Source organism: Pseudomonas sp. BN505 (assembly GCF_029873175.1).
Classification (GTDB): Bacteria; Pseudomonadota; Gammaproteobacteria; order Pseudomonadales; family Pseudomonadaceae; genus Aquipseudomonas; species Aquipseudomonas putida.
On record NZ_SSOI01000069.1, the window covers coordinates 39,846 to 66,544 of the forward strand.

Annotated in this window: 24 protein-coding genes; 7 read left to right on the top strand and 17 right to left on the bottom strand. The window is 64.5% G+C overall.

Going from position 1 to position 26,699, the window contains the following annotated elements:
- Position 1: 1 nt before the first annotated feature.
- Positions 2-1,237 carry an NAD(P)/FAD-dependent oxidoreductase gene (locus E8E78_RS26160; protein ID WP_059395952.1) on the bottom strand — a complete coding sequence of 412 codons (1,236 nt, stop codon included), beginning with the start codon at positions 1,235-1,237 and terminating at the stop codon, positions 2-4.
- A gap of 81 nt (positions 1,238-1,318) precedes the next feature.
- Between E8E78_RS26160 and E8E78_RS26165 the strand changes: the two genes are divergently transcribed.
- Complete coding sequence (locus tag E8E78_RS26165) at positions 1,319-2,224, top strand: LysR family transcriptional regulator (protein WP_016498723.1); 906 nt, start codon at positions 1,319-1,321, stop codon at positions 2,222-2,224.
- A gap of 103 nt (positions 2,225-2,327) precedes the next feature.
- Here the strand turns inward: E8E78_RS26165 and E8E78_RS26170 are convergent, their stop codons facing one another.
- From E8E78_RS26170 to E8E78_RS26235, 14 genes are all read right to left on the bottom strand, one after another.
- Positions 2,328-3,023 carry a response regulator gene (locus E8E78_RS26170; RefSeq protein WP_049277298.1) on the bottom strand — a complete coding sequence of 232 codons (696 nt, stop codon included), beginning with the start codon at positions 3,021-3,023 and terminating at the stop codon, positions 2,328-2,330.
- Complete coding sequence (locus E8E78_RS26175; protein ID WP_280313706.1) at positions 3,020-5,674, bottom strand: sensor histidine kinase KdpD; 2,655 nt, start codon at positions 5,672-5,674, stop codon at positions 3,020-3,022. Before E8E78_RS26175 ends, E8E78_RS26170 begins: the two co-directional genes overlap by 4 nt.
- Positions 5,675-5,806: 132 nt before the next feature.
- Positions 5,807-6,364, bottom strand: a complete 558-nt coding sequence (gene kdpC, locus E8E78_RS26180) for a potassium-transporting ATPase subunit KdpC (RefSeq protein ID WP_059395950.1) — start codon at positions 6,362-6,364, stop codon at positions 5,807-5,809.
- 10 nt (positions 6,365-6,374) lie between these two features.
- Positions 6,375-8,429, bottom strand: coding sequence for a potassium-transporting ATPase subunit KdpB (gene kdpB, locus E8E78_RS26185; protein ID WP_280313708.1), 2,055 nt, complete (start codon positions 8,427-8,429; stop codon positions 6,375-6,377).
- Positions 8,430-8,438: 9 nt separating this feature from the next.
- Positions 8,439-10,133, bottom strand: a complete 1,695-nt coding sequence (gene kdpA / locus E8E78_RS26190; protein ID WP_280313709.1) for a potassium-transporting ATPase subunit KdpA — start codon at positions 10,131-10,133, stop codon at positions 8,439-8,441.
- 9 nt (positions 10,134-10,142) lie between these two features.
- Positions 10,143-10,232 (bottom strand): K(+)-transporting ATPase subunit F, encoded by a 90-nt coding sequence (kdpF, locus tag E8E78_RS26195; protein WP_003251485.1) that lies wholly within the window; start codon positions 10,230-10,232, stop codon positions 10,143-10,145.
- 219 nt (positions 10,233-10,451) lie between these two features.
- Positions 10,452-11,504 carry an AI-2E family transporter gene (locus E8E78_RS26200; RefSeq protein WP_016498717.1) on the bottom strand — a complete coding sequence of 351 codons (1,053 nt, stop codon included), beginning with the start codon at positions 11,502-11,504 and terminating at the stop codon, positions 10,452-10,454.
- A 12-nt stretch (positions 11,505-11,516) separates the two neighbouring features.
- Complete coding sequence (locus E8E78_RS26205) at positions 11,517-12,311, bottom strand: DUF4892 domain-containing protein (protein WP_280313710.1); 795 nt, start codon at positions 12,309-12,311, stop codon at positions 11,517-11,519.
- A gap of 109 nt (positions 12,312-12,420) precedes the next feature.
- Positions 12,421-13,275, bottom strand: coding sequence for an alpha/beta hydrolase (locus tag E8E78_RS26210; RefSeq protein ID WP_059395948.1), 855 nt, complete (start codon positions 13,273-13,275; stop codon positions 12,421-12,423).
- The gene (locus E8E78_RS26215; protein ID WP_016498714.1) at positions 13,272-14,060 is read right to left on the bottom strand and encodes an alpha/beta hydrolase; all 789 of its coding nucleotides are present in this window, start codon (positions 14,058-14,060) and stop codon (positions 13,272-13,274) included. Before E8E78_RS26215 ends, E8E78_RS26210 begins: the two co-directional genes overlap by 4 nt.
- A 93-nt stretch (positions 14,061-14,153) precedes the next feature.
- Positions 14,154-14,540, bottom strand: coding sequence for a hypothetical protein (locus tag E8E78_RS26220; protein ID WP_080889270.1), 387 nt, complete (start codon positions 14,538-14,540; stop codon positions 14,154-14,156).
- Positions 14,541-14,641: 101 nt separating this feature from the next.
- Complete coding sequence (gene sixA, locus E8E78_RS26225; RefSeq protein ID WP_016498712.1) at positions 14,642-15,100, bottom strand: phosphohistidine phosphatase SixA; 459 nt, start codon at positions 15,098-15,100, stop codon at positions 14,642-14,644.
- Entirely contained in the window at positions 15,097-15,444 is a 348-nt protein-coding gene (locus E8E78_RS26230; RefSeq protein WP_016498711.1) for a DUF4389 domain-containing protein, read from the bottom strand. The genes sixA and E8E78_RS26230 overlap by 4 nt, the downstream gene beginning before the upstream one ends.
- A gap of 36 nt (positions 15,445-15,480) precedes the next feature.
- Complete coding sequence (locus E8E78_RS26235) at positions 15,481-16,506, bottom strand: NAD(P)H-dependent glycerol-3-phosphate dehydrogenase (RefSeq protein ID WP_049276011.1); 1,026 nt, start codon at positions 16,504-16,506, stop codon at positions 15,481-15,483.
- Between the two features lie 209 nt (positions 16,507-16,715).
- Between E8E78_RS26235 and E8E78_RS26240 the strand changes: the two genes are divergently transcribed.
- From E8E78_RS26240 to fabB, 5 genes are all read left to right on the top strand, one after another.
- The gene (locus E8E78_RS26240; protein WP_172488771.1) at positions 16,716-18,863 is read left to right on the top strand and encodes a TonB-dependent receptor; all 2,148 of its coding nucleotides are present in this window, start codon (positions 16,716-16,718) and stop codon (positions 18,861-18,863) included.
- Positions 18,863-19,753, top strand: a complete 891-nt coding sequence (locus E8E78_RS26245) for an ABC transporter substrate-binding protein (RefSeq protein WP_049276009.1) — start codon at positions 18,863-18,865, stop codon at positions 19,751-19,753. Before E8E78_RS26240 ends, E8E78_RS26245 begins: the two co-directional genes overlap by 1 nt.
- Positions 19,750-21,681: an ATP-binding protein gene (locus E8E78_RS26250; RefSeq protein ID WP_049276008.1), complete on the top strand. Its 1,932-nt coding sequence runs from the start codon at positions 19,750-19,752 to the stop codon at positions 21,679-21,681. The genes E8E78_RS26245 and E8E78_RS26250 overlap by 4 nt, the downstream gene beginning before the upstream one ends.
- Before the next feature lie 207 nt (positions 21,682-21,888).
- Positions 21,889-22,404, top strand: coding sequence for a 3-hydroxyacyl-[acyl-carrier-protein] dehydratase FabA (fabA, locus tag E8E78_RS26255; RefSeq protein WP_016498706.1), 516 nt, complete (start codon positions 21,889-21,891; stop codon positions 22,402-22,404).
- A gap of 11 nt (positions 22,405-22,415) precedes the next feature.
- A complete protein-coding gene (gene fabB / locus E8E78_RS26260) occupies positions 22,416-23,636 on the top strand; it encodes a beta-ketoacyl-ACP synthase I (protein WP_016498705.1) in 1,221 nt (406 codons plus the stop codon).
- Positions 23,637-23,792: 156 nt separating this feature from the next.
- Here fabB and E8E78_RS26265 read toward each other — a convergent pair whose 3' ends face one another.
- Positions 23,793-24,800, bottom strand: coding sequence for an amidohydrolase family protein (locus E8E78_RS26265; protein ID WP_049276007.1), 1,008 nt, complete (start codon positions 24,798-24,800; stop codon positions 23,793-23,795).
- A gap of 117 nt (positions 24,801-24,917) precedes the next feature.
- Here E8E78_RS26265 and E8E78_RS26270 point away from each other — a divergent pair, with 117 nt between their 5' ends.
- Positions 24,918-25,781 (top strand): pirin family protein, encoded by an 864-nt coding sequence (locus E8E78_RS26270; protein WP_061203205.1) that lies wholly within the window; start codon positions 24,918-24,920, stop codon positions 25,779-25,781.
- Positions 25,782-25,897: 116 nt separating this feature from the next.
- On the opposite strand, the gene E8E78_RS26275 is transcribed toward E8E78_RS26270, so the two are convergent.
- A complete protein-coding gene (locus tag E8E78_RS26275) occupies positions 25,898-26,623 on the bottom strand; it encodes a dienelactone hydrolase family protein (protein WP_059395946.1) in 726 nt (241 codons plus the stop codon).
- Positions 26,624-26,699 lie beyond the last annotated feature (76 nt).

Sequence of the window (26,699 nt, forward strand, 5' to 3'; positions counted from 1 at the left end):
ATTATGGCGTGGGCCCGATGGCTGTGGCCCACGCCTGCAATGTCCCCGTTGCTGCCATGGCGATCTGTTCATCCGTGCGCCCGCTGAACTGGCGCTCGATCGCATCGGCGGCAATCAGCCCGGCAATGGTGGGCTTGCCTACGGCATCAGTCAGGTCCAGCCACTCACCCCAACTGGCAGGCACGTCATACCAGCGCAGGTAGCCGGAAGGTGAACACGGCCACCAGCGCTCATCGAACTGCAGAATCACCTTCTCCAGCTTGCCCATGCCCAGATGTACCAGCGCTTGTTGCTGTGTTTCAGGTAACGCCGGGGTGAAGTGCAACATCTTCAACGCCCCCACAGGGACAGTGCAAATGCAGAAATCGCACACCTCTTCATTCACCTTGACGCGGGCGCTCGACCAGTCGATGTGGGTTACCGGAGTGTTCAGGTGGATATCCAGGTCCTTTGCCAGCAAGTCGACAAGCTCGCTGTAGCCGCCTGGCAGCATGCTATCGCCATGCCCGACACCCTCTTCGTCCAGCGCACTGAGCGACAGTTGCTCCACTGGCAAACACGCTTCCAGGACAAGATTGGCGTCGATGGCAAACTGTGTGGCGCGCCTGCGCGCAGGGTCGAGTGTGGCCATGTAGCGGTTGATCGCCTCAGACAAGGGCTGCCGCCGGTCGATACTTTTGGTCAAGGCAGCCCAGGCGCCGTCGACATCGGGCAGTACCCCGCCCCTTGCAGCTGCAAGCGGGCGGCTGAAGTCGGTCTCGACGCAAGCCAAGCCGTGCTGCTGCGCAACGGTGGCCAATGGGTTCTCAGCGAAATGCTGCAGCCATGCAGCGCCTTCATCCGCCTTTATGCCGCCCAGGTCGACAGAATGCGTGCGGCCACCTGTTCGCCCCCGTGCCTCCAGCACAGTGCAATCGACACCCTGCGCCCGCAGGCGTTGTGCTGCAGCCAGGCCTGCACAGCCCGCGCCGATCACGATCACCCTTCGCGCGCCGGCACTCAAGGCTGCCTCGGCGGCACGCAGCCCGTCATTCCAGGCGCCATGAGTCATTGCCGGGGCGCTGGCGTCACAGGCTTCCCCGGCGATGACCAAACGCTCATGCAGCACCTGGCCCAGGTCACTTCGATGCTGCGGCGTCCCTCCAGGCAACAGCGCGCTGTAGGCACCGAGGCTGAACGGGTCTGTACTCCAGTGAGTGACATGCCACGCGGTTGGTCTATGCACGCTCTTCTCCATCGGGGGGGGGACTGTCCTGTACGCGCATTAGTGTTCATAATTTCTAGCAATAAAAGATGATCATCATCAGGTTTACTGACAATGGCCTTTACCAGCGACTCCTTGGCAATTTTCCTCGCGGTGCTGGATGCCGGCTCGTTCTCCGCCGCCGCGCGCAAGCTGGGCCGCGTGCCTTCGGCCGTAAGCATGGCAATCGCCCAACTGGAAGCGGAGCTGGACCTGCCGCTGTTCGACCGGGCCACGCGCAAAGCCTTGCCCACCAGCGCCGCCCTGGCGCTTGAGCCCCAGGCCAGGCAGGTGATCTGCCAGCTCAACCTGCTGGATGCCCAGGCCCTGCAACTGCACAAGGGCCTGGAAAAACGCCTGACCATCGCCGTGGCGCCCGAGCTACAGACTGGCCGCTGGAGCCAGCCACTGGAAACCCTCGCCCAGGAATTTCCCAGCCTGGAAATCGAAGTGCGCTCCGCCACCCAGACCGAAGCCATTCGCCTGTTGCATGACGGCAGTGTGCAACTGGCACTGGTGTTCGAACGGCCCGGCATCGACGAACGTGAGTCGTTCCTCGAAGCCGGCAGCCAACTGCTGGTGGCCGTCGCCTCACCGCGCCATCCGGCCGGGCAGAACAGCGGCACGCCACTGCCTGAAGAGGCCTTTGCCGAACAACGGCAGATCATCGTGGCCTCGGGCAAGGCCACCGGGTCGGACCCGCGCATGGTGCTGTCGCGGCGCATCTGGCTGACCGACAGCTACCTGGCCACGCTGGACCTGGTGCAGTCCGGGCTGGGCTGGGCCTATCTGCCGCAGCCGCTGGTTGAACCGCTGATTGCTTCCGGTGCACTGGCCGAGGTGCGCTTTGACAACATGGCCAGCCGCCTGCGCCTGTGGGTAGACATCATCTGGATCAAGTCACGCCCGTTGGGCCTGGGCGCTCGACGCTACCTGGAGGTAATGCGCCAGCTGTTCGAGAAGGAGCCACCCAGGGCGTGAAGCCCCTTGCAGGCGTCGCTGCCCTTTTGGAGATTGCCCAGGCCTTTAGGCTGCGCTGTCACGTATAGAACAGCGGCAATGAGCTCGTTGCTGTGGCAGCGGGTCAGGCTATCGGCGCCACCAATCTGTACCCCACCCCTGCCTCGGTGATGATGAACCGTGGCGCCGTGGGGTCATCGCCCAGCTTCTGCCGCAGATGCCCGACCACGATCCGAAGGTAGTGGGTATTCTCTACATGGGTAGGCCCCCAGACATCCTTGAGCAGTTGCTGCTGGGTAATCACCCGTCCTGGGTGCCCGGCCAATAGCGCCAGCAAGGCATACTCCTTGCGCGTCAACGCCACCTCCACACCGTCCAGGGTCACCCGGCGAAAGGCAAAATCCACGGTCAGCGGCCCAAAGCTGGCTGCCACTTCCGAGCCCCCGGCCTGTGGCACCTGGCGTAGCAAGGCCCGCACCCGCGCCAGAAATTCCTGGATGCCAAACGGCTTGGTCACGTAGTCGTTGGCCCCGCCGTCCAGCGCATCCACCTTCTGCACTTCACTGGCGCGCACCGACAGCACCATCACCGGCACCGCGCTCCATTCGCGCAGTTCACGCAGCACCTGCTGGCCGTCCATGTCCGGCAGGCCCAGGTCGAGCACCACCAGGTCCGGCTTGCCCAGTGCAGCCTGGGCCAGCCCTTCCTGGCCGGTAGCGGCTTCGAGCACCTTGTAGCCCTGCGAGGCCAGGCTGATGCGCAGGAACTTGCGGATCTGCGGTTCATCGTCGATGACCAACAGGGTAGCGGACTGGCTCATGGGGTTTCGCTTTCGGCTTCAGGTTGAGGGGGGAGCGGCAAGCATAAAGTGATGCCGGTGCCCTGGCCATCAATGCCTTCGCCCACCAGAATCTGCCCGCCATGGGCGCCGATCATGCCCTGGCAGATTGCCAGGCCCAGGCCTGTGCCCTGCCCGCCGCGGTCACCACGGGCAGCGGTATAGAACATGTCGAAAATCTTCTCGCGGTCGGCGACTGGAATGCCCGGGCCCTGATCGCTGACGGTAAAGCGCAACTGGTCTTCATGCACGGCCACTTGCAGCTCCAGCCGACCATTGGCCGGGGAGAAGCGTGCGGCGTTTTCCAGCACGTTGACCAGCGCCTGTTCGATCAGCGCCGCATGCACGAACAGCAACGGCAACTCGGCCGGTACGTCGGTGTGCACCCGCAGCGGCGCCAGCACGACGCGCAGGCGGTTCAGCGCACTGCCAACTATGTCGCCCGGGGCTACCCAGTCGCGGGCAAGCTTGAGGCCACCATGACCCAGGCGGGTCATGTCCAGCAGGTTCTGGATATAGCGATCGAGGCGTTCGGCCTCGTTGCGGGTGCCCTCCAACAGCTCGCGGCGGTCTTCAGGCGGGATCGCTTCGCCCAACGCCAGCAGGCTGTCGATACTGCCGCGCATGGCGGTCAACGGCGTGCGCAGGTCGTGGGAGACGGACGCCAGCAAGGCGCTGCGCAGCTGCTCGGTTTCGCCATGCAGGCGCGCAGCCTCCAACTGCTCGGCCAGACGGGCGCGGGCCAGGGCCTGAGCCAGTGGCTGGCCCAAGGCCGTCAGCAGACGCCGGCGTGGGTCGTTGAGCGGCTGCCCGTTGCGCGGGCGCACACCCAGCAGTGCCAAAGGCTGTTCGTCCACCGCCAGCGGCCACCACCACCAGCGGCCATTGGGCAAGGTGTCGCTGCCATGGCCAGCGGCCTGGCCGTGCTGCCAGGCCCAATCGGCGGCAGCTCGTTCGGTGTCGCTGAAGGCGTAGGCTTCGCCGCTGGTCACCTGCAGCTGGCCTTCAGCGTTGCGCTCCAGCAGGCACACCTGCATGTCTTGCCAGCCGTCCAGATGCTGGCCGGCGGCATTGAACACGGCCTGGCGGTCGGTGGCCACGGTCAGTCGGCGCGACAGGTCGAGCAACTGGCTGGTCTGCGCCTGGGTTTCGCGCAGCGCCTGCAACTGGCGGCGCTGGCGCGCGGCCAGGTTGCCGGTAAGCGCGGCCATCAGCAGGAAGAACACCAAGGTCAGCACGTCTTCTTCGCGCTGGATGCTGAACGAGAAATTGGGTGGAATGAACAGAAAATCGTAAGTCAGGAACGATAACGCGGCGCACGCCAGCGCAGGCCCCAGGCTGCTGCGCACCGCCACCAGCAACACCGCAGCCAGAAACACCAGCGAGATGTTGGGCAGCGCCAGCACACTCGACACCACCCAGGCCAGCCCCGCCGCCATGACCGTGGCCAGCAGCGCCAGCAGGTAGTGGCGCCACACCCACACCCGCCGCACCGCCGACCGCGGTGCGTGCGGCTGCACGTCGCGGTCCAGCACGTTGATTTCCAGCCCATGGCTTTCGCGCAGCAGCCGCGCAGCCACACCGGCACCGAACAGGCGACGACGCAGGCGGTCACGGGACTGCCCCACCAGCACCAGGCTGGCCCGCCGTTCGGCGGCATGCTGGATCAACGTGCGCGCCACTTCGCCAGCCCTTAGCAGCACCACCTCACCGCCCAGGCGCTCGGCCAGCTGCTGCGCGGCCTGCAAGCGGTGACGCGCGGTTTCGTCGCGCAGGCGGCCGTTGTCCACATGCACGAGGCTCCAGGGCAGGTGGCGGCGTTGCGCCACGCGGCTGGCATGGCGCACCAGGCGTTCGGCCTGGTCGTCGCCGTCCACGCCTACCAGGAGCCGCCCGCGCAAGGCCGGGGCCTCTTGGCCACGTTGGCGATAGCCGTCGGCGAGGTCGGCATCGACCTGCGCGGCGGCAGTTTGCATGGCCAGTTCGCGCAAGGCGGTGAGGTTGGTTTGCGAGAAGTAAGCATCGATGGCCGCCCGCGCCTGCTCGGGCACGTAAACCTTGCCTTCACGCAGGCGTTCGAGCAGTTCACGGGGTGGCAGGTCGATCAGCACCAGTTCGAAGGCTTCCTGCAGCACCCAGTCCGGCAGGGTTTCACGCACTTGTACGCCCGTGATGTCGCGCACCTTGTCGTTGAGGCTTTCCAGGTGCTGGACGTTGACCGTGGTGTACACGTCGATGCCGGCGGCCAGCAGCTCCTGCACGTCCTGCCAGCGCTTGGCGTGGCGGCTGCCGGGGGCGTTGGTGTGGGCCAGTTCGTCGACCAGAGCCAAGGCCGGCGCAGCCTTGAGCAGGCCGTCGAGGTCCATTTCCTCAAGGGTGACGCCACGGTACTGGCTGCGCAGCAACGGCTGCTGCTGAAGGCCGGCGAGCAGCGCTTCGGTTTCAGCACGGCCGTGGGTTTCCACCACCCCGGCCAGTACCTGCACACCCTGACGTTGCTGGCCGTGGGCGGCCTGGAGCATGGCGAAGGTCTTGCCGACGCCGGGGGCGGCGCCAAGGAACACCTTCAGCCGACCCCGGCCGGTGCGCGGTAGGTTAGCCAACAGCGCATCTGCGCGGGCGGAATCACTCATGTTTCATCCTTTGCTATTTCAGGGGCAAGCACCGTAACTGTGGGAGCGGGTTCACCCGCGAATGCGTTGCTGGCAGCACTATCGCATTCGCGGGTGACCCGCTCCCACAGGGTCCCTGCTACCGCTTCAATTTCATTTGGTAATTGCGAGCTTTTCCAAGGCCTTGTTCAACGCCAGTACATTGACCACCGGTGGGCCGATCAATGGGTGGAGGGTGGCCTCTTCCTGCAAGGCTTGCAAGCGCTCCACCGGCAGTTTCCGCGCCGCCGCCACACGTGGGATCTGATAGGTAACCGCCTCCGGTGGCAGGTGTGGGTCGAGGCCGCTGCCCGAGGTGGTCAGCAACGCCTGCGGCACCGGCCCCTGCTGCACCTGATACAGCGCAGCCGCCTCCCCCTTGACCCGCTCGGCCAGCGCCGGGTTGCTTGGCGAAAGGTTGCTGGCCCCGCTGGCCACCGTGGCGTAAGCGCCTGCCGACGGCCGTGCATGGAACCAGCCATCACCCTTGAATTCCTGGGCGATCAGTGCCGAACCGCGCACCTGGCCCTGGTCATCCCGCACCAGGCTGCCATTGGCCTGGTCCGGAAAAACAACCTGGGCGATGCCGGTCACTGCCAGCGGATACAGTGCGCCGGTCACCAGCGTCATCAACAGGGCCAGGCTCAACGCCGGGCGTACATAAGCATTCATGGCGGCCTCCTCAGACCAGGTTCAGGGCATTGAGCAGCAGGTCGATCAGCTTGATCCCGGCGAACGGCACCAGAATGCCGCCCAGGCCGTAGATCAGCAGGTTGCGCCGCAACAGGTGCGCCGCACTGGCCGCCTGCACCCGCACGCCACGCAACGCCAGCGGGATCAGCACGATGATGATCAGCGCGTTGAACACGATGGCCGACAGGATCGCGCTCTGTGGGCTGGCCAGGTGCATCAGGTTGAGTACGCCCAGCTGCGGGTAGATGGCCGCAAACAGTGCCGGCAGGATGGCGAAGTACTTGGCCACGTCGTTGGCAATGGAGAACGTGGTCAACGCACCGCGGGTCACCAGCAACTCCTTGCCGACCTGTACTACATCCAGCAGCTTGGTCGGGTCGCTGTCCAGGTCGACCATGTTGGCCGCCTCGCGCGCGGCCTGGGTGCCGTCGTTCATGGCCATGCCCACATCGGCCTGGGCCAGTGCCGGGGCGTCGTTGGCGCCGTCGCCGCACATGGCCACCAGGCGGCCGTCGTTCTGCTCCTGGCGGATACGCGCCAGCTTCTTCTCGGGGGTGGCCTCGGCCAGTACGTCATCCACGCCCGCCTCTGCGGCGATGGCGGCGGCAGTCAACGGGTTGTCGCCGGTCACCATCACGGTGCGGATGCCCAGTTTGCGCAGCTCGGCGAAGCGCTCGCGGATGCCGGGCTTTACCACATCCTTGAGGTGGATCACGCCAAGCAGGCGCTTGTCGACACACACCAGCAGCGGCGTACCACCGCTCTGGGCAATACGTTCCACTTCGCGGGCCAGCGCCGGGGGCATTTCCAGGCGTTGCATGCCGACGAATGCCAGCACGGCATCTACCGCGCCCTTGCGGTAGCGGTGCTGCTGGTAGTCGATGCCCGACAGGCGCGTTTCGGCGCTGAAGGCCACGGCTTCGAACTGACCGGCGGGAGGCTCGACGAAGTCGTGCAACTGGCGCAGGTACTCGACAATCGACTTGCCCTCGGCGGTATCGTCAGCCAGCGAGGCCAGCAAGGCGCCCTCCCCCAGTTCCTTGACAGCGATGCCCGGTGCTGCATGCAGCGCGCTGCAGCGGCGGTTGCCGAAGGTGATCGTACCGGTCTTGTCGAGCATCAGCGTATGCACGTCACCAGCGGCCTCGACTGCGCGGCCCGAGCGGGCAATGACGTTCAGCCGCACCAGCCGGTCCATGCCGGCGATGCCGATGGCCGACAGCAGCCCGCCGATGGTGGTGGGGATCAGCGTCACCAGCAATGCAGCCAGGAAGATCAGCGGCAGGCTGCCCCCCACGAAGTGGGCGAACGGCTGCAAGGTCACCACCACGATCAGGAAGATCAGGGTCAGGCCGATCAGCAGGATGTCGAGGGCGATCTCGTTGGGAGTCTTCTGTCTCTTGGCACCTTCGACCAAGGCAATCATGCGGTCCAGGGTCGACTCGCCCGGATTGCTGGTAATACGGATCAGCAGCCAGTCGGAGACCAACCGGGTGTTGCCGGTGACCGCCGAGCGGTCGCCGCCGGACTCGCGGATCACGGGTGCAGACTCGCCGGTAATGGCGGCCTCGTTGACCGCCGCGATACCTTCAAGCACCTCGCCGTCACCGGGGATCATCTCGCCGGCTATCACGCGTACCACGTCATCCTTGCGCAGCGCGCTGGCAGCAACCGTCTCGTAACTGCCATCACGCTGGCGACGCTGGGCAGTCAGGCCTTGGCTACCGGCCTTGAGGCTGTCGGCGCGGGCCTTGCCACGGCCTTCGGCGAGGGCTTCGGCGAAGTTGGCGAACAGCACGGTAAACCACAGCCACAGGGCGATTTGCACGGCAACACCCGTGCTCACGCCATTACCGGGGGCGAAGCACAGCACGGTGGTGAGCACTGCGGTCAGGGCCACCACCAGCATCACCGGCGAGCGTTTGAGCTGACGCGGGTCAAGCTTGACGAACGCCTGCACCAGCGCCGGGCGCCACAGCGCGGCGAAGCGGGTCTGGTCCTTGGCAGTGTGCCGGGTATTCACTTCAGGAATGGGCATGTTCATGATCGGTCCTCAAAAACCCAGGCTCAGGTGTTCGGCGATTGGCCCAAGGGCCAGGGTCGGCAGGAAGGTCAGGCCACCGACCAGCAAAATGGTCACCAGCAGCAGGCCGGTGAACAGCGGGCCGTGGGTGGGGAAGCTGTTCTGCCCCTGTGGCGCGCTTTTCTTCGCCGCCAGGCTGCCGGCCAAGGCCAGGATCGGCAGGATGTAGCCAAAGCGGCCGATGAGCATGGCCAGGCCGATCATCAGGTTGTGGTACACCGTGTTGGCGCCAAAACCGGCGAACGCCGAGCCGTTGTTGGCCGTGCCCGAGGTATAGGCGTACAGCAGCTGGCTGAAACCATGCGCCCCAGGGTTGGTGACCGCCCCCGCCGGGCCTGGCAGGCTGGCAGCAATGGCGCCAAGCACCAGCACGCCCACCGGCATCACCAGCAGGGTCGCCACCAGCAACTGCACCTCACGGGCCTGGAGTTTCTTGCCCAGGTATTCCGGGGTGCGGCCAATCATCAGCCCGGCCAGGAACACCGCGATCAGGACGAACAACAGCATGCCGTAGAGGCCCGCCCCGACGCCGCCGAAGATCACCTCGCCGACCATCATGTTGACCATCGCCACCATGCCGGTCAGCGGGTTCAGGCTGTCGTGCATGGCGTTGACCGAGCCGTTCGAGGCCGCGGTGGTAGTGACCGTCCACAGCACCGAACCGGTGGTGCCGAAGCGGCTTTCCTTGCCCTCCAGGGGGCCGGTCTGCTGCACCTGTGGGCTCTGCAGGGCCGGGTTGGGTTGATGCTCGGACCACAACGCCGTGCTGCCACCGATCAGGAACAGGGCAAGCATGCAGGCGAGGATGGCGCGGCTCTGGCGCAGGTCCCTCACGTAGTGGCCGAAGGTGAACACCAAGGCCACCGGAATGAGGATGATCGAAGCCACCTCGAACAGGTTGCTCCAGGCCGTGGGGTTTTCGAACGGGTGCGCCGAGTTGACGCCGAAGAAGCCGCCACCATTGGTACCCAATTGCTTGATAGCGATCTGGCTGGCAGCCGGCCCCAGTGGAATGGTCTGGTCAGCACCTTGCAAGGTCAGCGCATGGGCATAGTCGGCAAAGGTCTGCGGCACGCCCTGCCATACCAGCAACAGCGCCAACAGCAAGCACAGCGGCAGCAAGCAGTAGAGGGTGGCACGGGTCATGTCGACCCAGAAGTTGCCCAGCGTCGAGGTGCTGCGCCGGGCAATGCCACGGCACAGCGCAACCAGCACGGCCAGGCCGGTGGCAGCACTGACAAAGTTCTGCACGGTCAGGCCGAGCATCTGGCTCAAATAGCTGACCGAGGCCTCACCGCTGTAGGCCTGCCAGTTGGTGTTGGTCACGAAACTGACGGCGGTATTGAACGCCAGCGACCATTCCTGGCCCGGCAGGTGCTGCGGGTTGAGCGGCAGGTAGCCCTGCAATAACAGCACGGCGAACAGCAGCAGGAACCCGACCAGGTTGAAGGCCAGCAGGGCCAGGGTGTACTGCCGCCAGTTCTGCTCCTGGCTGGCGTTCACCCCCGCCAGCCGGTAGCAAGCTTGCTCGACCGGGCCGAGTAGTGGCGACAGCCAGGTGCGCTGGCCTTCCATGACCTTGAAGTAGAACCGCCCAAGCCAGGGTGCCGGTAGCAGCACGATGGCAAAGAACGCCAGGAGCAAGGCGAAATCGTAACTGTGCATGGTCGCTCCCTAGCTGCGATCGGCGCGCAGCAGCGCCACCAGCAGATAAAACGCCAAGGCCACTGCCAGCAGCAGTGACAGCCCGTCGAGCATGTTCATGAGTGGTTCTCCCCGTGTTACGGCTTGGGCCGCTTTGGGGAAATTGTCTTAGGGAGGGGCGTAAAGGGGCGAGACCGGGGGATGGGGGGAGGTATAAAGAATGCGTAAAGATCAGCTTGTTGGGCTGCCTGTACTGGCCTCTTCGCGGGTGAATCCACCGTATGAAGACTGTGCAGTACCTGTGGGAGCGGGCGTGCCCGCGAAGAGCCCGTTACAGGCTTATTGCTGTGGCGGCTGCTGTGCGGCGTTACGGCTCCAGTCCAGCAGCAGACTGTAACCGACCGCCAGCAAGGTCGGCCCGATGAACAGGCCAATGAAGCCAAAGGCAAGCAAGCCACCGAATACACCCAGCAGCACGATCACCAGCGGCAGGTTGCCGCCACGGCTGATCAGGTACGGCTTGAGCACGTTGTCCACGCCACTGATGACGAAAGTGCCCCAGATACCCAGGAACACCGCCATGCCGTACTCGCCCTTCCACACCAGCCAGGCAGTGGCCGGGATCCAGGCCAGTGGCGGGCCCATGGGGATCAGGCTGAGCATGAAGGTCACCAGGCCCAGCACGATCGCCCCGGGCACCCCGGCAATCAGGAAGCCGATCAGCGCCAGCAGCGCCTGCGCGGCCGCCGTGCCGATCACCCCGTTGACCACCCGCTGCACGGTACCGGCTACCAGCTCCAGGTAATACTCGGCGCGCTCGCCCATCAGGCGGTGCAGCAAGCGCAACACGAAAGCTGCCAGACGCGGCCCGTCGCGGTAGAAGAAGAACACGAACACCAGGCTCAGGGTCAGTTCCAGCACACCGCTGCCGATCTGCGCACTGCGCGCCAGCAACCAGTTGCCCACCTGCCCGAAGTAGGGCTTGGCCGAGGCCAGCAAGGCCGCGCCTTGCTGGTCCAGCGATTGCCACCCGTTGACCAGGCGCTCGCCCACGAATGGAATGCCACCCAGCCAGGCCGGCGCATCCGGAAGGCCATCGACCTGCACGTCACGTACAAACGCCGTGGCATCGCGAATGTGATCGGCCAGGTTGAACCCCAGCCACACCAGCGGCAGTGCCACGATCAGGATCCAGGCCGTGGTCAGCAGGCTTGCCGCGAGGGTTTCACGCCCGCCCAGCACACGGGTCAGCAAGCGCATCAACGGCCAACTGGCAAAGGCCAGGATGGCCCCCCACAGCAATGCCGAAATGAACGGTGCCATCACCCACAGGCCGGCGCCCAGTAACGCCAGCAGCAGAATCTGGACCAGCAGGCGATCATTGTTAACCATGGTGGCGCTCGTTCAACGGATCAGTTCAAGGTGCAGGCCGTCTGTGGGCGCACTGCCGACCTCAAGGCGGCCATTGCGCACACCGGCCTTGACCAGCGCCTCGCGCCAGGCTTCGGCCTGGGCGCCACTGAGGCTGGCGCGCAAGGTGCTGTCGAGGTTCAGGCTGCGGGCCAGCAGGTTCACCCAGGTGTCTTGCGGTGCAGCAAGGTCAGGGTAGTCGAGCTTGCCGGTATCACGCATTTCGCGCAGCACCGTGGCGGCGGTTGGCAGCAGCTCGCCCAGCGGGCTGGCGGCGACGAACTCCTCCACATGCAGGTAGGCGCGGCGGTTGCCACGTGTGACGCTGTAGAGCGCGACCAAGGTGTCGGCCTCTTCTGCCGAGCGGCGCAGCAAGATGAACGCCTGCTGCTCGTCGCCACCGTTGAGGCGGGCATTGGCGAACACATCGTTGGCCCACAGGCTGGCCTCGCCGCAATCGCGGCCCTGGCACCAGAACAACGGGTAACCGCCGTCACGCTGCAGCTCTTCGCGGGCACTGGTGAAGGCTTCACGGGCAGTCCGTTCGACTGGCAGTTCGTAGGTTACCGAGCTGACCTGGCCGCGGCTCTCGACCTTGTTTTCGACCCGCAGGCGGCCGCTGATCTTGCGCAGCGGGCCCATGGGGTAGACGCGCTCCTGCTCCACGGCCGGGCGCTGGTCAACGACCTTGCCGTCCACCGGCACCGGCAGGCTGCCGGCCCACAACACAGGGCTGGCCAGCGCCAGGCAGGCGGCGACAGCAGTACGGATAGCAACAGGCGCGCTCATTGGCGAACCAGGCGGCGCGCGGCGCCGAAGTGAAGCTCCAGGATGTCTGGCAGTTGCATGGTTGTCTCCCTGTTCAACCCGCCAAGCCTCGACACTTGTCCGGTGCAAGTCAAGCAAAGCCAAAGAAGCTATTGATACAGTCTGCGACAAGGGCCGCGCCCTGCTCATCATTCAGGTGCAGGTGATGGCCACCGGGCAGCGTTACCTGCTCAAAGGGTAGCTGCTCCAGCAACGCGGCGTGGCGCGCCAGCATGCCGTCGGCGGCCACCACCAACAGCGCCGGGCAACTCACCCGGCGCACATGGGCCATGGCCTGGGCTTCACTCAGGCGCACCGGCGATGGCAGGGTGAGGCGGCTGTCACTGCGCCAGCTGTAGCCACCGGGTACCGGCATCAGGCCACGTTGCGCCAGCAATTCTGCAGCCTCGCGGCTGACCGCGACCATGCCTTTCATCCGCGCATGCACGCCTTCTTCCAGCGTTGCGTACACCGACTTGCGTTTGCCATCCAGCCGCAACTGGGCTTGCAGTGCCATCCCCAAGCGCTCGCCTGCGTCCTGCTCGGCACCGGTCGGCGGGATGACGCCGTCGATCAACGCCAGGTGGCTGACCCGGTCGGGCAAGGCGCCGGCCAGTTGTACCGAAATGATTGCGCCCAGCGAGTGGCCCAACAGGGCGAAACGCTGCCAACCCAGCTGCTCGGCAACCCGCAGCACGTCGTGGGCGTAGTCGGCCAGGGCATAGCCGGCACCAGGCGGACGGTGTTCCGAGTAACCGTGCCCGGCCAGGTCCAGGGCGACGATGCGCAGGCCCTTCAGTTGCGGCGCCAGGCGGGCGTAACTGTTGGCGTTATCCAACCAGCCATGCAGGGCAATTACCGGCAGCCCGTCCTCGGGGCCGAACAGGTGAGCCGCCAGTTCGATATGGCCCAGGCTCAGGCGCACTTCCTGCACCTGCGCGCTCATGCCTGGCTCCAGCGGTCGAACAGGCCCTTGATCAGGCTGGCGGTGTCGGTCGGGCGCTCCAGCGGGAACATGTGGCCGCCGGGCACACTGTGGTATTCGCCTTTGGGCATACCGCGCACCGCCAGGGTGTGGTGACGGCGAATGACGTTGCTGCGCTCGCCGCGCACCATGGCCAGCGGCACCTGCAACTGCCGTGCGGGCGCGGGGCTGGTGTGCGGGATGCTGCGGTAGATACTGATTTCGGTGGCCGGATCGAAGCGCAGTTGCAGCCCCTGCTCCATCGCCTGCAGGCCATGTTCTACATAGGCTTCGAGGCAGTCGGGGTCAAAATGGCGAAACAGTGACTTGCCAGCAAAATAGTCCCGGGCACTGTCGCGGTCATTGAAAACTTCGCGGCGCCCCAACGTGCGGCCGGCCGGAGTAATGCGGTCAATGAAACCGAAACGCTTGGCGGTGCGCAGCAGCCACTGGTCGGCACGGGTGAGCACCGGCGAGTCCAGCATCACTACCCCGCGGTAGTACTCGGGGCGACGCAAGGCAGCATGCAGGTGCAACACTCCTCCCAGCGAATGCCCGACACCCCAGATGGGCTGGTCCTGCTGCGCCAGGTGATGCAGCAGCTCATCGACCAGGCTCTGCCAGTTGTCGTCTACCGGAAAGCGCGGATCGTGGCCGTGCTGGGCCAGGTGCCGCACCTGGTAGTCCGGCGCCAGGGCAGCGAACAGCTTGCCATACGTGGCCGAAGGGAAACCGTTGGCATGAGCGAAGAAGATCTGCTGCGACATGGCGCCTGGTCCGGACGGAAGATGATGGCTCATTGTCGGCATCGGGGCGCGATTCAGCAACATTCGGAAAGGTCATCAACGAGGGCTATCAGGTCACGCCGAGCGGTCGAAGCTGGCCAAAGACCGGCGCAAGCAGGCCTGCATGTAGGCCAACTGGCTTTCCAGCGCCTCACGGGCCAGGCGCTGGTCCTGAAAGTCGAGTTGCAGACGGCGCAAGGCCAGGCAACTGGTTTGTAGCAGGTGGGAGACTCGCAGGCAGGCGTCCTGCAGCGTGCGCAGGTCCCGCTCGCTTTGCTGCCTGGTAGCAGGCTCCAGGTTGCCGTTGCGGTTGACCTTGTGCAGCAACTGGTAGAGCTTGGCGTCGGCCGAATCGCGCAGCAGGCTGTACTGGGCAAAGTCCAGCGTAACGCCTTCCTCCACCTTGTCTACGGTGGGTTGCAGGTCCAGGGAACTCAACAGCTCCCGCATTTCACCGCTCATCCGCTGCTCCCTGCCTGATTGCTTTGAGGCAACGCTAGCAAGGGGCCATCAAGTGCGGCAACTGACAAAAATGCCAGTTGCCTTATCGATTTGCCGGGGAATCACACCGGTGGGCTGATCGCTCGGAGGGTCATCAGCCCAGCCAAGGGCCACTCCCCTTCCAGCTCCGCCAGGCTGGCGGTGCTCATGGCGGCTGGTTGCTGTTGGTGACCATGCTCCAGCGCACCGATCAGATTCCCCACCAGCGGCTGGTGGCTGACTAGCAGTACATGCTCCAGCCCCAGGCGCTCGATTTCGCCGATGACCTGCTGCACATCACTCTCTGGCGTCAACCAGGGCACGGTACGCACCGGCTCCCTGAAACCCAGCGTGTCATGCACCAGCGCCGCCGTTTGCTGGGCGCGCACGTAGGGGCTGGCGATAATCGCCTGCAGCGGCTGCCCCAGCAGGCGGGCAGCGCTGTGCAGCACCTGCTCGCGACCATGGCCAGTCAGGCGGCGCTCGGCGTCGGTATTGGCCCGCGGCTCCGCCTCACCGTGGCGCAGCACCCACAGCTTCACAGCTTGGGTTCCTCGTCCCGCACCGGGTGCGGGGCAGGTGCCACGGCATGCGGCGCCTCGCCTTCCGGGGCACGCGGTGCTGGCCAGTCGGCAAATGGCCAGGGCTTCTGCTCAGTGTGGAAGCTGCCATAGCGGCCGATCTGCGCCAGGTACTGGCTCAGGCTGTCGCCGAAGTTCATCAGGCTGGCGCTGGGCGCGCCATACACCAGGCGGTAGATGAGTTGCACCAGCACCAGGCCGCCGAGCAGCAATTCGGCCAGTTGCCAGACCACCAGGAACACCAGCATCCACAGCACCCGCAGGATGATCGACTCGCGCTGGGCGCGTTCGGGCGTATCGTTCATGTGTTGCTCCTTGCTCGTGTCAGAGCCGCCAAGGGCTCAGTTGAAACCGCTGATGGAAATGAAATCGACATCGGTCTTGGGCTCGGCGCGCATCAGGTGCTCGATCACCTGGTTCAGTGTGCGGCCTTCGAACAGGATGGCATGCAAGCCCGCCACCAGCGGCATGTACACCTGTACCTCCTGCGCCTTGGCCTTGAGCACCTTGAGGGTGTTGACGCCTTCAGCCACCTCGCCCAGGCGGCTGACAGCCTGTTCCAGGCTCAACCCCTGGCCCAGCGCATGGCCCACCTGGTAGTTGCGGCTCTTGGGCGAGGAGCAGGTGACGATCAGGTCACCGACACCGGCCAGGCCAAGGAAGGTCATGGGGTTGGCACCCTGGCTGACGGCAAAGCGGGTCATCTCGGCCAGGGCCCGGGTAATCAGCATGCTCTTGGTGTTCTCGCCCATGCCCAAGGCCACGGCCATGCCAGCGATAATGGCGTAGACGTTTTTCAGCGCCCCACCCAGTTCGACGCCGAAGCGGTCGGCGCTGGCGTAGACCCGGAAGGTGCGCCCGTGCAGTACATCCTGCACTTGCTGGCAGAGTTGTTCGTCCTCGCTGGCGACCACTGTGGCGGTCAGCGCATGTTCGGCGATCTCGCGGGCCAGGTTGGGGCCCGACAGCACCCCGATGCGGGCGTCAGGGGCGATTTCTTCAAGGATCTGGCTCATCAGCTTGAAGCTCTGCGCCTCGATACCCTTGGTCAGGCTGACCAGGCCCTTGCCCCGCAACAGCTCGGCGTGGGGCGCCAGGACACTGCGCAAGGCACTTGATGGCAGCGCGACGAAGATCAACTCGCTCGCCTGCAAGGTGGCCAGCAGATCGTTGACCGGCTCCACGCCATCCTGCAGGCGGATGCCCTTGAGGTAGCGCGGATTCTCGCGATTGACGCGCATGGCCTCGGCCTGCGCCGGGTCGCGCATCCATTGGCGCACCGGCACACCGTTTTCCGCCAGCAGGTTCGCCACGGCGGTGCCGAAGCTGCCGCCTCCCAGAACTGCAACAGGTTGCTGTTCAGTCATATCCAATCCGTTAAAGCCAAAAATTAAGTGGCGACCCCGCCATTATACGGCTCGCCTGCTACAGAACCAGTGTCAGTACTGGCCTCTTCGCGGGCAAGGCCGCCCCCACAGGTACACACAGCGTTCAGCCGCTGTGAAAGCGGGCTCATCCAGGAAAGGGCCAGAACAGCCGACGCAGATCACTGGAAAATACGCCAAGGTCAGTTACCATGCCTGTTTCAATCCTGATACAAGGCTGCCCCGTGTTCCCTGGCTCGCCCCCGTTCCCGCGCCTGCTGATACTGACTGCCCTGCTCGGTGGCCCGGCCATGGCCGACGACCTGTTCATCGACAACAGCGACCTGCCGCAGGTTCTGACCGCCACGCGCCTGAAACAATCCCCGGCGGCCGTCCCGGGCAGCATGACCGTGCTCGACAGCGAGCTGATCCGCGCCAGCGGCGCCCGCGACATTCCCGAACTGCTGCGCCTGGTACCGGGCATGATGATTGGCTACGGCGCCGGCAACCAGCCGACGGTCAACTACCACGGCAGCAACGCCAGCGAAGCGCGGCGCATGCAGGTGCTGATCGATGGCCGCTCGGTGTACCGGGCTGGCCTGGCCACGGTGGACTGGAGCGACATCCCCCTGGCCATGGAAGACATCGAGCGCATCGAGGTGTTCCGCGGCCCCAACACGGTCAGCTACGGTGCCAATGCGCTGATGGCGGTGGTCAACATCCTCACCCGTAACCCCGCCGATAGCCATGGCACACGATTGAAAGTGACCCGCGGCGAGGACGGCATCAACGACTTCTATGCCAGCCACGGTTTCGGCTGGGATGGCGGCGACATGCGCCTGTCGTTGTCGGGCCAGCAGGACGACGGCTTCGACCACGACCAGTTCGGCCAGGACTACCGGGACAGCCGCCGGCTGACCCGTTTCAACCTCAGTGCCAGCCACAACCTGGCGGTCGACCAGACCCTGGAATGGCAACTGGCTGCAAAAGAAGGCAGCAACCAGCGGCCCTATACCTACCAGCCGGTATTCCCCTACGTTACCCAGCGCGGCGACAATGCCGACGTCAATGCCAAGGACTACGCAGGGTCGGTGCGCTGGAACATCGACTTCAATCCCGACCACAGCCTGTATGTGCAGGGTTCGGCACAGCATTTCGACCGCCAACAGGTCTGGCGGGCCTGTGATGCCGCACTGTCGTTCAGCCCCGAACTGACCCGGCTGTGGCAGATGAACCCCAATTACGCCGAGCTGGTCGCACGCGGCGCCAACAACCCGCCACCCAGCAGCAACCCGGCAGAACAAGCGCTGGTCGATGCCATCAAGGATCAGTGGAACAACCAAGGCGGCAGCAGCGTGGTCTGCGGCGATGTGGACCAGAGCACCCGTGAAACCCGCTACGACCTGGAAATCCAGGATACCCTGAGCCTGACCGACAGCCTGCGCCTGCTCAGCGGCATGAACTACCGCTATGACCGTGCCGACTCGCAGACCTACTTCAACGGCAGCATCGACGACCAGACCTGGCGCCTGTTCGGCCAGCTGGAATGGCGCGCCGACGAGCACTGGATCTTGCAGGGCGGGGCGATGTTCGAAGACTCGCGCCTGTCGGGCAGCTCACTGACCCCGCGCGTTGCGGTCAACTACCTGATTACCCCGCGCCATGGCCTGCGCGCGGTGTATTCCGAGGCGGTGCGCTCGCCCGACATGTTCGAGAACAACATCAACTGGAGCTACACGGTCAAGAACCTCAGCCCCAATGCGTTCGGCCAACAGCACGGTGAGTATTTCGTCAAGACCCGCGGCCCAGGCGACCTCGATCAGGAGCGCATGCGCTCGCGCGAACTGGGCTACAACGGCTATTTCAGCGACCTCGATTTGAGCATGGACGTGAAGCTGTTCTACGACGAGATCACTGGCATGATCAGCGAGCCCCTGCGCAACAACCAGTACATCGCCAGCAACGCCAACAAGGCACGTTTCAGCGGCAGCGAGGCGCAACTGGACTGGCGCCCCACCCTGCGTGACCGCCTGCGCCTGACCTACGCCTATGTCGATGCCTGGGCCAGCAACCCCGACGACCGCCGCCTCAGCGCCCGCAACAGCGGCTCGGCCGGGTGGATGCGCGAATGGGGCGATGGCTGGTCGAGTGCGCTGTTCTACTACGGTGACGATGCGCTCAACCAGTACCGCTACGAGCGCCTGGACCTGCGCCTGGCCAAGCGCCTTCGGGTGCAGGGCAGCAACCTGGAGCTGGCGGCGCTGTGGCAACAACGCCTGGACGACGAGCCGACCACAACCGTTCAGAACCGCTACGACAGCCGCCACCGCCTCAGTTTCAGCGCGGAGCTGGCGTTCTGATGGCCCTGGTGCTGCGCCTGTTGCTGCTTTGCCTGTGGCCATTGGGGCCCTTGTCCGCCAGCGAAATTCTGCTGGTAGGCGCGCAAGACCAGCCCGGCATCCGCAGCTTTGTCGCCGCACTCGAAAGCCGTCGGCCGCACGATCATGTGCATTTCCAGACCACTGCCGACCTGCCCCCCCCTGGCAAGCTCAAAACCGACCAGCGCCTGATTCTGCTCGACAGTGCTGCCCTGGAGTGGCGCCTGGGTGAAAACGCCGGCCCGCCAGCCCTGGCCATGCGAATAAGCCGGGTGCAGGCTGAACAGCGCCTGGGAAAGTCGCGCCCGGCGTTTCTCACCTTGCTGTGGAGCGACCCGCCGTTGGCCCGGCAACTGCGCCTGGCGCGCTACCTGCTGCCACAGGCCCAGCGCATTGGTGTGCTGTACGGCGAGCACAGTGGTTTCCTGCTCGAAGAGCTGCGCCATGCGGCCCGCCCGCTGGGCCTGGAAATCATTGCCCAGGACTGGCCCGACCTGCGTGACAGCCGGCCCCTGCAGCACCTGCTGGGTAACAGCGATGTGCTGCTGGGCCTGGATGACCCGGACCTGTACAACTCCAAGACTGCGAAGAACCTGTTGCTGAGCAGTTATGGCCGGCAGATGGCGCTGATCGGCCCGAACGCCGGCTTTGTTCGCGCCGGCGCCCTGGCCAGTACCTACAGCGACCAGGAGGACTGGCTGGCAGTACTTGACCAGTTGCTCGACCAGCCTCCGGGGCGCTGGCCGCGCAGCCTGTATCCGGCCCGTTTCGGCGTCAGTGGCAACCAGCAGGTGGCGCGCGCCCTGGGCCTGCAACCGATCGATCCGTCCGCCGCCGCCAAGGCCCTGGCCGAAGGAGAGCCCACCCCATGAGCAAAGGCCTGAGCTGGGACATCCACACCCGCACGCAAATCATAAGCCTTGGCCCTGCCCTGCTGCTGACCTTGCTGCTGATCAGCTTCTTCACCTTCGTGCGCATCCAGGACCTGCGCCAGGAGCTGAACCACACCGGGCAGCTGATCGCCAACCAGTTGGCCCCGGCCTCGGAGTACGGGGTGATCTCGGGCAACAACGAGGTGCTCGAAGGCCTGATGCGCGCCACCCTCAGCATCCCGCACGTGCGCTTCCTCGAGGTGCAGGACAGCCGCAACCACATCCTTGTGTACGTCGAGCAGTCCGACGAAAGCGCCAACCGCGCGCAGCGCGTAGAGGTGTTCCAGGCGCCCATACGCTTGCAGCAAATCCGCCTGGACAGCGACTTCCTGCAGCAGGGCAAGGCCGCCACACCCGCGATCGGCGATGACTACCTGGGCCGGGTGATCGTCGGCATGTCCGATGACGCCTTCAGCCAACGCCAACAGGAAATCGTGATCAAGGCCGGCATCCTGGCGCTGTTCGCCTTGCTGTTCACCTTCTTGCTGGCGCGCCGCCTGGCCCTGAGCCTGGCCAAGCCGATCAGCGACATGGGCCATGCGGTCAAGGCCATACAGCAGGGCCAGTACAACACCCCGCTGCCCGTGGTCGATGATAGCGAGCTGGGCCACCTGGCCCGCCATATCAACAACCTGGCCAACGCCCTGGAGCAGGCCAGCGATGAACAGAAGCAGGCCATTGCCGAGCTGATCCAGGCCCGCGAGGAAGCCGAACAAGCCAACCGAGCCAAATCGGACTTCCTGGCGATGATGAGTCACGAGCTGCGCACCCCGATGAATGGCGTGCTGGGCATGCTGCAGCTGCTGGAAACCACGCAGCTAAGTACCGAACAGGCCGACTACACCGCAGTGGCCAGCGAATCCACCGGGCATTTGCTGAAAGTCATCAACGATATCCTCGACTTCTCGCGCATCGAACGCGCTGCGCTTCAGCTGGAACACATCAATTTCAACCTGGGTGAGCTGATTACCAGCTGCGTCCTGTCGTTCCAGCACAGTGCCCAGCAGCGTGGCCTTGGCTTGCACCTGCAACTGCCGGCCGACATCGAGCAGTTGCAAGTGAACGGCGACCCCACGCGCATCCGCCAGATCCTGCTGAACCTGGTCGGTAACGCACTGAAGTTCACCGAACGCGGCCAGGTTCAGGTCGAAGCACGCTGGCAGGTGCTCGACCGGCAGTTGATCTGGCTCACCTGCAGTGTGCGCGACACGGGTATCGGGATCGACAGCGACCGCCTTGAAATGATGTTCGTGGCCTTCCAGCAGGCCGACAGCTCGATCTCCCGCCGTTATGGCGGCACCGGGCTGGGCCTGTCGATCGCCCGCACCCTGGCCGAACGCATGGGCGGCAAGCTGCGCGGTGAAAGCCGCGAAGGCCTGGGTTCTACGTTTACCCTGGAGATGCCGCTGGCCCTGGCCAGCCCTCCCCCCAGCCAGCCGACGTTGCCAACGCACGCGAAAACGACGGCGCCCGGCAGTGATCAGGTGCTGCTGGTAGAGGACAATCCGGTCAACCAGAGCGTCATCGAAGCCATGCTGCGCAGCCTGGGCCTGGCGGTATGCACAGCCGAAGATGGACTTGAGGCCGTCGACCTGGTCAGCCGCCAGCGCTTTGCCGCCGTGCTGATGGACTGTCGGCTGCCGCACCTGGACGGCTATGAAGCCACCCGGCGTATCCGCCAATTGCCCAACGGCACCGGGTTACCGATCATCGCCCTGACGGCCAATGCGATGCAGGGTGACCGCGAGCGTTGCATGGCCGCTGGCATGGACGACTACCTGAGCAAACCCTTGCGCCGTACCGAGCTGCAGCAGGTGCTGGAACGCTGGTTACCCGGTCAGACAACCGCGACTGGCGATAAATGCTAAAGTGCGGCAGTCTTAAACACTGGACAGGACCATCATCGGACCTGAAAATAGACGTTTCAGTGCACACCTGTACTTCTTTCACCGGGTGCACTGTGACTTTCACCACAACGCAATAGTCTACCTGTAGGCTGCCGTCTTGAACGCGATGCGTATCAGGCCGGCCGGGAAGATTCATCCCCTGCCGCAGGGGGTTATTGAGGAGCTCGCATGACCAAACAACACGCCTTTACTCGGGAAGACCTGCTGCGCTGCAGTCGCGGTGAGCTGTTCGGCCCAGGTAATGCGCAACTGCCCGCGCCGAACATGCTGATGGTCGATCGCATCACCCATATCAGCGAAGAAGGCGGCAAGTACGGCAAAGGTGAATTGGTCGCCGAGCTGGATATCAACCCGGACCTGTGGTTCTTCGCCTGCCACTTCGAAGGCGATCCGGTCATGCCGGGCTGCCTGGGCCTCGATGCCATGTGGCAGCTGGTAGGCTTCTTCCTCGGCTGGCAAGGCCTGCCGGGCCGCGGCCGCGCCCTGGGCTCGGGCGAGGTGAAATTCTTCGGCCAGGTACTGCCAGAGGCCAAGAAAGTCACCTACAACATTCAGATCAAGCGTGTCCTGAAGGGCAAGCTGAACATGGCCATCGCCGATGGCTCGGTCAGCGTCGACGGCCGTGAGATCTACACTGCCGAAGGCCTGCGGGTCGGCGTGTTCACTTCCACTGACAATTTCTAAGGGTTATTCGCATGCGCCGCGTCGTTATCACTGGTCTGGGCATCGTATCGTGCCTGGGCAATGACAAAGCTACCGTCACCGAAAACCTGCGTAAAAGCCGTCCGGGTATCCGTTTCAACCCGGAATACAAGGAAATGGGGCTGCGCAGCCAGGTTTCCGGGTCCATCGACCTCAACCTCGAAGAACTGATCGACCGCAAGGTATACCGCTTCGTCGGCCACGCCGCGGCGTACGCCTACCTGGCGATGCAGGACGCGATCAAGGACGCAGGCCTGACCGAAGAGCAGGTTTCCAACCCGCGTACCGGGCTGGTAGCTGGCTCCGGCGGCGCCTCGACCCTGAACCAGATGGAAGCGCTGGACACCCTGCGCGAGAAAGGCGTCAAGCGCGTCGGCCCATACCGTGTCACCCGCACCATGGGCAGCACCGTTTCGGCGTGCCTGGCCACCCCATTCAAGATCAAGGGCCTGAACTACTCGATCTCCTCGGCATGCGCCACCTCGGCACACTGCATCGGTACCGCCCTGGAGCAGATCCAGTGGGGCAAGCAAGACATCGTCTTCGCCGGTGGCGGTGAAGAAGAGCACTGGAGCCAGTCGTTCCTGTTCGATGCCATGGGCGCCCTGTCGACCAAGCGCAACGAAACCCCGGAACTGGCCTCGCGTGCCTACGATAACGACCGTGATGGCTTCGTCATTGCTGGCGGTGGCGGCATGGTTGTGGTCGAAGAGCTGGAACACGCCCTGGCCCGTGGCGCCAAGATCTACGCCGAAATCGTTGGCTACGGTGCGACTTCCGATGGCTACGACATGGTTGCCCCGAGCGGCGAAGGCGCCATCCGCTGCATGCAGCAGGCACTGTCCACCGTCGACACCCCGATCGACTACCTGAACACCCACGGCACCTCGACCCCGGTCGGTGACGTTGCCGAGATCAAGGGCGTTCGCGCGGTATTCGGCGACAAGGCACCGAAGATCAGCTCGACCAAGAGCCTGTCGGGTCACTCGCTGGGCGCTGCTGGCGTGCACGAGGCGATCTACTGCCTGCTGATGATGGAAAACAACTTCATCGCCGGCTCCGCCAACATCGACGAACTGGACCCGGAGGTCGCCGACCTGCCGATCCAGCGCGAAACCTTGGAAAACGCCAAGATCGATACGGTCATGAGCAACAGCTTCGGCTTCGGCGGCACCAACGCCACCCTGGTGCTCAAGCGCTGGGAAGGCAAGTAAGACGCTGATGCGGTAATCGAAAACGCCCCGACTGGTTCGGGGCGTTTTCATTTGTGTTGCCTACCGGCCTCTTCGCGGGCGCGCCCGCTCCCACAGGTTCCGAAGCCTCTACAGTACCTGTGGGAGTGGGCATGCCCGCGAAGAGGCCGGCACAGGCTATTGATGAACCTTGGGCAACACTGCCAGAAAATTCTCCCGGGCCACTTTGTTGGCTACCTGTTCTGGCAATGCATCCAGAAACGGCCTGAACCCGTGCATCTGCTCCCCCAGGCTGCCAAAGCGCCCCACCACATCCGACCCCAGCATGAACCGCTCCGGGTACCGCTCGACCAATGCCACCCAGGCCTTGCGCGGCACGCCCTTGTCATCCAGCAGATAGGGCTGCAGCACACTCCACGACAGGTCGACATACAGGTTCGGGTAATCCTCCAGCAACCGCGTCAGCACCGGGAGCAAAAAGTCCATCTGCGTCTGGTGCCGGTGGATCTCCATGCTGCTGCCGGCGTGCGCCCAGATGAACCGCGTGTGCGGGTGATTGCGCAGCGGCTCTTCGATCTCTGCCAGGTACAGCGGGTTACGCTCGCGTTTTGAAGTGATATTGGAATGCAGCAGTACCGGCAGGTCCCGCTCGGCCGCCAGATGGTAAATGCGCGTCATGGCTTCGTTGTTGGCGCGCGGCGTGTCGCCACTGGTCAGCGCTGTCAGGTCATCGTGACGGGTGAAAACCTCGCCGATTCCCTCCCACAGCCCCGGGTACATATCGAGCATGCGCTCGATATGGCTGACAGCGTTCTTGTCCACCGGGTTGAAACCCGTCAGGAACGGATGAAAGCGTTTGCGCTGCTCTATCGGCAACTGCTGCAGGGCGGCCGCCACGTAAGTATCGGTGGCGCTGTACCAGTAGGCATCGGCATCGTCACCGGCGTAATAACGCGGGCGCTTGGGCTCGTCTTCATGCCATTTCTTGGCCACCGGTATGCCGGAAATCATCGACTGCTCGATGCCTGCGGCATCCATGGCCTTTAGCAACGCCGGCATGCCTTCGCTCTCCTGGAAGAAGTCGACGTAGTGCAGGTGGGCATCGCTGTAGCGGTAGTCGCGTGCCTGTGCCGCCTGGCACAGCCAGCCAGACAACAACACGCAGGCCAGCGCTCGGGCAATCATGGGCAGTTTCCTTCTACGGGTATGGAAACAGTAGACCGGCCGGCAAACGATACGGTTCAGCCGCACCAGGCAAACCGCTATGCTTGAGGCATTTCCACCGCGCCTGGAGCCCACCCCATGAGCAGCCCCCTGATCATCCGCCCACGTGCCGAATCGGTCGAGGGCCAGCCGATCCTGCGCCCGCTGCCGGCAGCACAGTGCCGTAGCGTCGGCCCGTTCGTGTTCTTCGACCATATGCTCGAAACCGACTATGCCCCGGGGCATGGCATGGACATCCGCCAGCACCCGCACATCGGCCTGTCGACCCTGACCTACCTGTTCGAGGGGGCGATCCTGCACAAGGACAGCCTCGGCTCAGAGCAGCGGGTGCTCCCCGGCGATGTCAGCTGGATGACGGCTGGCAGCGGCGTGGCCCATGTCGAGCGTACGCCGGCAGATGCCCTGGCCCATGGTTCGCGCCTGCACGGCCTGCAAGTGTGGCTGGCTTCGCCGCGCGCGCACGAACAAGGCCCGGCGAGCTACAGCCACCACCCGGCGGCGAGCCTGCCGGTGAGTGACCACCTGGGGGTACGCATCTGCATGATTGCTGGCACCGGGTTCTGCCTGGAGTCACCGGTGCCGGTGCTCTCCCCTACCCTTTATGCGCACGTACAGATGCAACCGGCGACAACGCTGCTGATACCGGCTGAACACGAGCAGCGGGCGCTTTACCTGCTGGATGGCGAGTTGCTGCTGGGCGATGAGGATGTGGAGCCTTGCAGCCTGGTGGTGCTGCCGGAGGGCGAGGACGTGACGCTGTATGCGGACGCACAGTGTCAGTTGGTACTGATTGGCGGGGAGCCACTGGATGGGCCGCGGCGAATGAACTGGAATTTCGTGGCAAGCGACCCGGAACTGATCGAGCAAGCCAGGGCACGGTGGGCTGCGGGGGATTGGCCGGTGGTACCGGGGGAAACTTCAAGGATCGAGTTGCCCCGGTAATTTCGGGGCTGCTGTGCAGCCCATCGCCGGCAAGCCAGCTCCCACAAAGAGCGGCGTGCGCTGTACCAGTGGGAGCTGGCTTGCCGGCGATGGGGCGCAAGGCGCCCCCTGCTATATCAGCGCTGGAACACTTCTGTCAGCAGGTTGTGCATCGCACGGAAAGCCCGTTCCGAGGTGCGGCGGTCATACTGCATCTTGCCCGGCATATTGGCATTCGGGTCGGTAAACGAGTGCACCGCCCCGCCATAGCTCAGCAACTGCCAGTCCACCTTGGCCGCGTTCATCTCCTCCTCGAACGCTGGCAACTGCTCTTTCGGCACCAACGGGTCGGATGCACCATGCAACACCAGCACCGAGCCCTTGATGTGCTTGCCATCTTCAGGCTTCGGGGTGTCCAGGGTGCCATGGAACGACACCGCCGCACGCAGGTCGGCACCACTACGAGCAAGCTCCAGTGCACAACAGCCACCGAAGCAGAAGCCGAACGTGGCAACCTTGCCAGGCTCCAGCAGCGCCTTCGACTGCCCCAGCAGTTGCGCCAGGGCTTCCTGCATACGCTTGCGCAACTCGCCACGGTCGTTTTTCAGCGGCATCATCGCCGCACCGGCCTCGTCGGCATTGGACGGGCGCACCGACTGGCCATACAGGTCGGCAATCAGCACCACATAACCCTTCTCGGCCACTTCCTTGGCGATGCGCTCGGCACCTTCGCCAATGCCCATCCAGTTCGGCGCCATCACCAGGCCTGGGCGGCCCAGCGCCCCTGGCTCATAGACCAGGCGGCTTTCGTAAGCCTTGCCGGACAGGTGATAAACCAGCGATTCGACGATTACCTTGCTCATCAAGCACTCCTTAGGCACTTTCGATAAAAAGCCCGCCATGAAAAAAGCCCGCCGAGGCGGGCTTTCCTTTACATCA